Annotated in this window: 5 protein-coding genes; 2 read left to right on the forward strand and 3 right to left on the reverse strand. The window is 51.4% G+C overall.

Features of this window, described 5'->3' with window-relative positions:
• Positions 1–401: 401 nt before the first annotated feature.
• Positions 402–3200 (forward strand): TonB-dependent receptor, encoded by a 2799-nt coding sequence (locus OB13_RS17440; protein WP_461491463.1) that lies wholly within the window; start codon positions 402–404, stop codon positions 3198–3200.
• A 44-nt stretch (positions 3201–3244) separates the two neighbouring features.
• Positions 3245–4576 carry a T9SS C-terminal target domain-containing protein gene (locus tag OB13_RS17445; protein WP_461491464.1) on the forward strand — a complete coding sequence of 444 codons (1332 nt, stop codon included), beginning with the start codon at positions 3245–3247 and terminating at the stop codon, positions 4574–4576.
• 132 nt (positions 4577–4708) lie between these two features.
• On the opposite strand, the gene OB13_RS17450 is transcribed toward OB13_RS17445, so the two are convergent.
• The 3 genes from OB13_RS17450 to OB13_RS17460 all read right to left on the reverse strand — a co-directional run bounded on the left by OB13_RS17450 (position 4709) and on the right by OB13_RS17460 (position 6601).
• Entirely contained in the window at positions 4709–4867 is a 159-nt protein-coding gene (locus OB13_RS17450; protein ID WP_461491465.1) for a hypothetical protein, read from the reverse strand.
• A gap of 202 nt (positions 4868–5069) precedes the next feature.
• A complete protein-coding gene (locus tag OB13_RS17455) occupies positions 5070–6062 on the reverse strand; it encodes an AAA family ATPase (RefSeq protein ID WP_461491466.1) in 993 nt (330 codons plus the stop codon).
• 119 nt (positions 6063–6181) lie between these two features.
• Positions 6182–6601, reverse strand: coding sequence for a hypothetical protein (locus tag OB13_RS17460; RefSeq protein ID WP_461491467.1), 420 nt, complete (start codon positions 6599–6601; stop codon positions 6182–6184).
• Between the last annotated feature and the right edge of the window lie 200 nt (positions 6602–6801).

Below are 6801 nucleotides of genomic sequence, written 5' to 3' on the forward strand. Positions count from 1 at the left end.
TGTTACGAAAATGTTAACAATTAAGCCGCCCTGACAACACCTGCCATACCTCCTCTATTGATCCTGCTATACCTGGCGGCACAGACATCAACTGCTCCTGCGGCGATCGGGAGTGGTCGGCTATTTTTAGCAGCACCTGCCCGGTTGTAGCTGAGGCGGTGGCTTGTCAGTTATGAAAGGAAGGTATAGAGAACAGGAATCCCGGCAGGTTTTTAGTCTTGGCCACGGGCTACTTTATACCTTTTCTATACTACTAAGGAGTGGCAGAAGGGCAGTACCCGGAGTGCTTAACAGAGAGTTAATATGGATGCCTGATCTTTAACAGTTTGATAACAGAGCGGTAATCATGGCTTAAAAGGCCTGGTCTACTTTTGCAGCGAGACTAAGAACTATTAACCGTAATGAAATCAATCCTCACCATTCTCACCATCCTGGCCACGACCATTTGTAGTTTTGCGCAACAGGGCACACTATCCGGGAAAGTAACAGACAAGACAAGCGGCGAAGCCATTATAGGCGCTGTCGTATTCATCAAAGGATCTGCCAAGGGCACCACCACGGATGTCGAAGGTACTTATAGTTTGCCGCTGGACGCAGGCTTATACCAGATCTCCATCACATCGCTTTCTTACAAGCCAACAGAACATACCAACATCAAGATCGAGCCTGGGAAAACAACTACCCTGAACGTGGAGATCGAGCAGAACAGCACCGAGATCCAGACCGTGACCATCGTAGGTACCCGCCAAACCAATACCGAAATGGCGCTGATGGAAGACCTGAAGCAGAGTGAGATTGTGGTAAGTGGCGTTTCGGGAGAGCAGATCGCCAAGTCACTGGACCGGGATGCGGCAGCGGTGGTGCGGCGCATACCGGGTGTAACCGTGATGAACGACCGGTACATTATGATACGCGGCCTGAGCGAGCGCTACAACACGGTTATGCTCAACGACGCACTCACGCCAAGTACAGAGACCGACTCCCGTGCTTTCTCTTTTGATGTAGTGCCTACCAGCGTGCTGGACCGTATCCTGGTGTTCAAGTCGGGTTCTCCGGAACTGCCGGGCGAGTTTGGCGGCGGTGTGATTAAGATCTATACCAAAAACTTTGCAGACGAAAACACCACCAGCCTGGGTATAACAGGGGGGTATCGGAGCGGCACTACCTTCCAGAACTTCAAGACCTACAACGGCGGCAAAACAGACTTCCTGGGCTTCGATGACGGAACCCGCGCACTGCCTTCCTCATTTCCAGGAAATTTGAACAGCGTGAGCAATAGTGAACTTACCAATGTAGCACGAAAACTGAGCAATAACTGGGGGCTGAAAGAGGCAGGTGCTGTGCCCGATATGCGCCTATCGCTGGGTCTTACCCGCCGCTTTGATCTGGGTAATGTAGACATCAGCAATATTTCATCCATCTCCTACAGCAACACCAACCAGTACAACGAGGTCGATCGTTTCCGCTACTACAAGTGGTACGAAGGCATGCCGGTGTCGCAGCGTACCGAGTATCAGTACCTGGACAAGGAGTATAGCCAGAATGCCCGGCTGGGTGTGATCAGCAACTGGTCGTTCCGACTGAATAACAACAATAAACTGGAGTTTCGGAACCTGTTCAACCAACTCGGCCAGAGCCAGGTAATTGAGCGAAGTGGCTACCAGCAGAGCAACGATGTAGACGTGAAGAACGTGGCACAGCGTTACGAAAGCCGCTCCATTTACTCTGGCCAGCTGCAGGGTACGCATGATCGCAATGAAGAGAAAACAACCTATACCTGGACTGCCGGCTACAACTATACCAACCGCAACGAACCCGATTACAGAAGAATCCGGTCGCAGCGTGCAGCCGGCACCGAGAATCCTTTTGAATGGGTGATTCCCTATGCAGCTTCTACTTTCGACGCGGGCCGGTTTTACTCCGAACTGCATGAGAATGCCTTTATTGGAGGTGCGCAGGTAGAGCACAAGTTTTCCAAGGGAGATACATTAACAGAAAACCAGCCGAAAATACGGGCCGGCGTGTACGCCGAGCGCAAAGACAGAACGTTCGACGCCCGCTGGATGGCTTATACCGTGGCCGATCCTTCTCAGTTCAATACCAGTCTGCTCACGCAGCCGCTGTCGCAACTCTTCACACAGGACAATATCAACCCGACTACCGGCTTCAGCCTGAAAGAAGGCACCAACCCAACCGACCGCTATGACGCTGTCAATACGTTGGTAGCCGGTTATGTAGGAGGTTCGCTTCCGGTGCAGGACAAGCTCAATCTTTCGGGCGGCGTGCGGGTAGAGTATAACCGCCAGCAACTGGAAACCACCCGCTTTGGCGGAGTACCGGTAAAAGTAGACAACCCGATCACCAGTTTCCTGCCGTCGCTGAACGCTACGTATAACCTGACCCAGCGCGCCCTGCTGCGTGGCGGCTACAGCGTGAGCGTGAACCGGCCGGAGTTCCGGGAACTGGCACCGTTTGCTTACTACGACTTCCAGATGAATGCCGAGATACAGGGCAACGAGGATGTAACGACAGCGACCATCCACAACGTGGACCTGCGTTATGAATTCTATCCGAACCCAACCGAAATTATCTCCTTCGGAGCGTTTTACAAGTACTTCAAAAACCCGATTGAAACCTATATTCTGCCTTCTTCGAGTAATTCTATCTTCGAAACGAATAATGCCGAGAGCGCCCAGAGCTACGGTATCGAAACAGAGATACGCAAATCGTTCCTGAATCTCTCGAACCGCCGCCTGATCCAGAACATGAGCTTGGTGCTGAACGCCTCCCTGATCGACAGCAAAATCAACCTTGGCGAAAAGGCTGAGAACCAGGCAAAAGAAAGAGCCATGTACGGTCAGTCTCCTTTCATCGTGAATGCCGGAGTCTACTACCAGGATGATGAGAAAGACCTGCAGGTGAACCTGCTTTACAACGTGATCGGCAAGCGCATTTTCGCGGTAGGCGACAACGACGCGCCGTCGGTGTACGAAATGCCACGCAACGTGCTGGATCTGTCTATTACCAAAGGCATCGGCCGCCACCTGGAACTGAAGGCCGGTATCCAGGACATCCTCAATCAAAAAATAAGACTCGTGCAGGACTCCAACAACGACGCCAGGATCAACAGCGTGGATGATGATTACACGACATTCCGCCGCGGCAGCTACTCCACCATCGGAGTTAACTACAAGTTCTAATCAACCATAATCAAACAAGACAACAACCTATAACCAAGAAAAAGATGAAAAAAGTAAGCACATTCCTATTGCTGGCTCTTTTAGGTGTAGCCACCGTATCCTGCGACGACGATAACGACAGCGACACGGTAACACCGATCGATCAGACTACCGGTGTTGTAGAGTTAACCGGCAATATTTCTTCTGACATGACGCTGAAAGCGGATAAGAAGTACCTGTTGAAAGGATTTGTATACGTGCAGGCTCCTGCCAAACTAACCATAGAGCCAGGCACCATCATCAAAGGCGATAAGACTACAAAAGGCTCCCTGATCATTGAGCGCGGTGCTCAGATCATTGCCCGCGGTACAGCTGAAAAGCCAATTGTTTTTACTTCCAATGAAGCACCAGGAGCCCGTAAGGCCGGTGACTGGGGTGGCCTGATCATCCTTGGAAACGCGCCGGTAAACCTGGGTAGCGCTGCAGCTATCGAAGGCGGCGTGGACAGAATGTATGGTGGCAGCAAAGCCGATGATAACTCGGGTGTGCTGAAGTATGTGCGCGTGGAATTTGGCGGCATTGCATACCAGACGGATAACGAGATCAACGGCATCACCTTCGGTGGGGTAGGAAGCGGTACAGAAATAGATTTCGTGCAGGTATCTTACAGTGGCGATGACTCTTTCGAGTGGTTTGGTGGTAACGTCAATGCCAAACACCTGATCGCTTATAAGACGGTAGACGATATGTTCGATACCGACAACGGTTACTCTGGCACGCTGCAGTACCTGGTAGGTATTTCTGATCCGAATGTGGCCGACGTATCGAGCTCAAATGGTTTTGAGTCAGACAACGACAGTAAGGGCACCACCAACGGCCCGGTTACCAGTGCTAAGTTCTCCAACGTAAGCTTATTTGGTCCACTGGCTACGTCTACCACTACCGTTAACTCTAAGTATGCCAGCGGTATGCACATCCGCCGGAACAGCAACATCTCGGTTTATAACTCGGTGATCGCAGGCTGGCCAAAAGGCTTGCTGCTGGATGGCGTGGCTACGGCAAGTAATGCCACCAACAACACGCTGCAGTTCAAGAACAACGTGATCGTTGCAGCTACAACTCCCCTTAACGTGAAGGACAACGAGTTTGACATCAATGCCTGGTTTACGAGCAACAACAACGCGCAGAAAGCAACCAATGTCGATGCGAAAATAGAAGGCTCGTTCAAGCAGTCTGGTGTTCCAACCTTCCTGCCGGGTACTGGTTCTGAGTTGCTTTCTGGTGCTGACTTTGCCGGACTGGCTGGTTTTGAACAAGTGGCTTACAGAGGCGCCTTCGGTACGACCGACTGGACTGCCGGTTGGACGAACTTCGATCCGAACGCTACAGCGTACTAAAAAACACTGATTGCGCATGTATGGGTGAGAACTGATGCTGCAATCACTAGCAGCGTGGCTTAGTCTCCCACGCTGCGCGAAGGCCCGCCTCGAAAGAGCGGGCCTTTTTCTTTTTTATGCCTGCGGCAAACCCTAGAAGTCCGCTGTTGTGTTCCCACCGCTCAGGTACTGGAACAGAAAGTAGGCAAGCACCGCCAGTAGGATCAGCCCGATACAGCCCATGCCGCCACAACCTCCTCTTCCTCTTCTTCCGCCCGCGCTCCCTCTGCCGCCGAACAGTTTACTTAACATCCAGAACCTGAATAAACCTCTTAACATAGCCTATACCTTCATTTGTTATACCATAGAAAACCCGCGTTCACAGCTGGGCTAACAGATGGGCGACAGGTTTTAAAATTACGGGAGCGCAGAAGAAGGAGTTTAAATCAAGGTATAGCATGCCTGGCCGGCTGCGTCCGGCAACGGCTCGTTGGTGTCTGGGAAGAGCAGGAGTTTAGCTGATCGGGACTTTGCGCAGTACGGCTTCGATAAAATCTTTTGTCCGGATGCCGTCGGCCTCTGCTTCGTAGTTGAGGATGATGCGGTGGTTCATCACATCGTGCGCCACTTCTTTGATATCTTCCGGCAACACGTAATCGCGGTCATCAAAGTAGGCAATGGCTTTGGCAGCCCGGTTCAGGGCAATGCTGGCACGGGGCGACACCCCAAACTGGATGTAATCGGCAAACTCGTTGAGGTCATATTCTGCCGGGCGGCGGGTGGCGAACACCAGCTCGATGATGTATTTTTCCAGCGTTTCGGATATCTGCACCTGGTTGATCTCGCTGCGGATAGCAAAAATATCTTCTTTGGAAAGCACCTTGTTCACCGTGTCATTAAACGCCATGTTGGCCATACGCCGCATGATCTCCAGTTCATCGGACTTTTTGGGGTAGTCGATGTATACCTTCATCATAAAGCGGTCTACCTGGGCTTCGGGCAGCGGGTAGGTTCCCTCGTGCTCCACCGGGTTTTGGGTGGCCAGTACCAGGAAAGGCAGGTCTAGTTTGAACGTTGTCTCACCGATGGTCACCTGTTTCTCCTGCATGGCCTCCAGCAGGGCGGACTGCACCTTGGCAGGGGAACGGTTCACTTCGTCGGCCAGGATCAGGTTCGCGAAGATCGGCCCTTTTTTTACTTCAAAGCGGGAAGCGTTCTGGTTGTAGATCATGGTGCCGATCAGGTCGGCAGGGAGCAGGTCGGGCGTGAACTGTATGCGTTGGAAGTCCAGGCGCAGTGCCCGGGCGAGGGAGTTGATGGTCAGCGTTTTGGCCAGGCCCGGTACGCCTTCCAGCAGGATATGGCCGCCCGTGAATAGGCCGATGAGTAGCCGGTTTATCATATACGACTGTCCTACCACGACCTTGCCTACCTCCTGGAACACCTGCTTTATCTTTTGCTGGTGGTCCCTCACTCTGTCCGGATATAATAATTCTTCTGTTGGCATACCTGAATTGCGTTAAAAGCCCCTAAATATATCAATTCTAAAAGTTGGGAGCAATTAAAAGCTGGTCAGGATGTGATCACGAAAGCGCAGGTGATAGGGGATAAGCAAAAAAAGCGCCTTCAGGCGCTTTTCCGATGGGTTGTTTCGAATGCCGGTGTGCTGGCTTGTTCCTTTTGTTTCAGCACCTCCATGCGGTTTCGCTTCGCTTGCCGTACCAGTTCGACCATGCTGCTCAGCCGGTTTTCTTCGACTTCTTCGATAGGCAGCACCATAACGGTATAAGGGGACACAATATGAATCCGATGCTGGCGGGTCATGAGGTATAGCATCAGGAAAAAGCCGCTAAACAGGGCGAAGGAATCGTTAAAATAGACCAGCAAAGTTGTTGCGGCGCTGGCGGCAAGGTACAGGGGCTTGCCGGTAGCTTTGATCTGCCACGAGACAATGTCTTCGAGCATGATCGACTTGCTGTTGCGCAGAAACCAGTTCTGCTGCCGCTGTATCACGCGGTGTGTTGTTAAGGTTAATTTCTTATCCACTGTCTGAATAAGATACCTCTCCCCATCAAGTAATTTCGTCACTGCCATTCCAGATGGAGTATTAAGTTTGTTTGTTTTTGTATTTAGTCGTAGCGCGTGTATCACAGCTATTATTGGTGTTTATCTATGTTCAAGATTCCTTGAAGCACCAAAAGGTTGCATGCAAATCTGGAACAAAGTTAAAAAAAATATATTCCTCG

This window comes from Pontibacter sp. HJ8 (genome assembly GCF_054824225.1).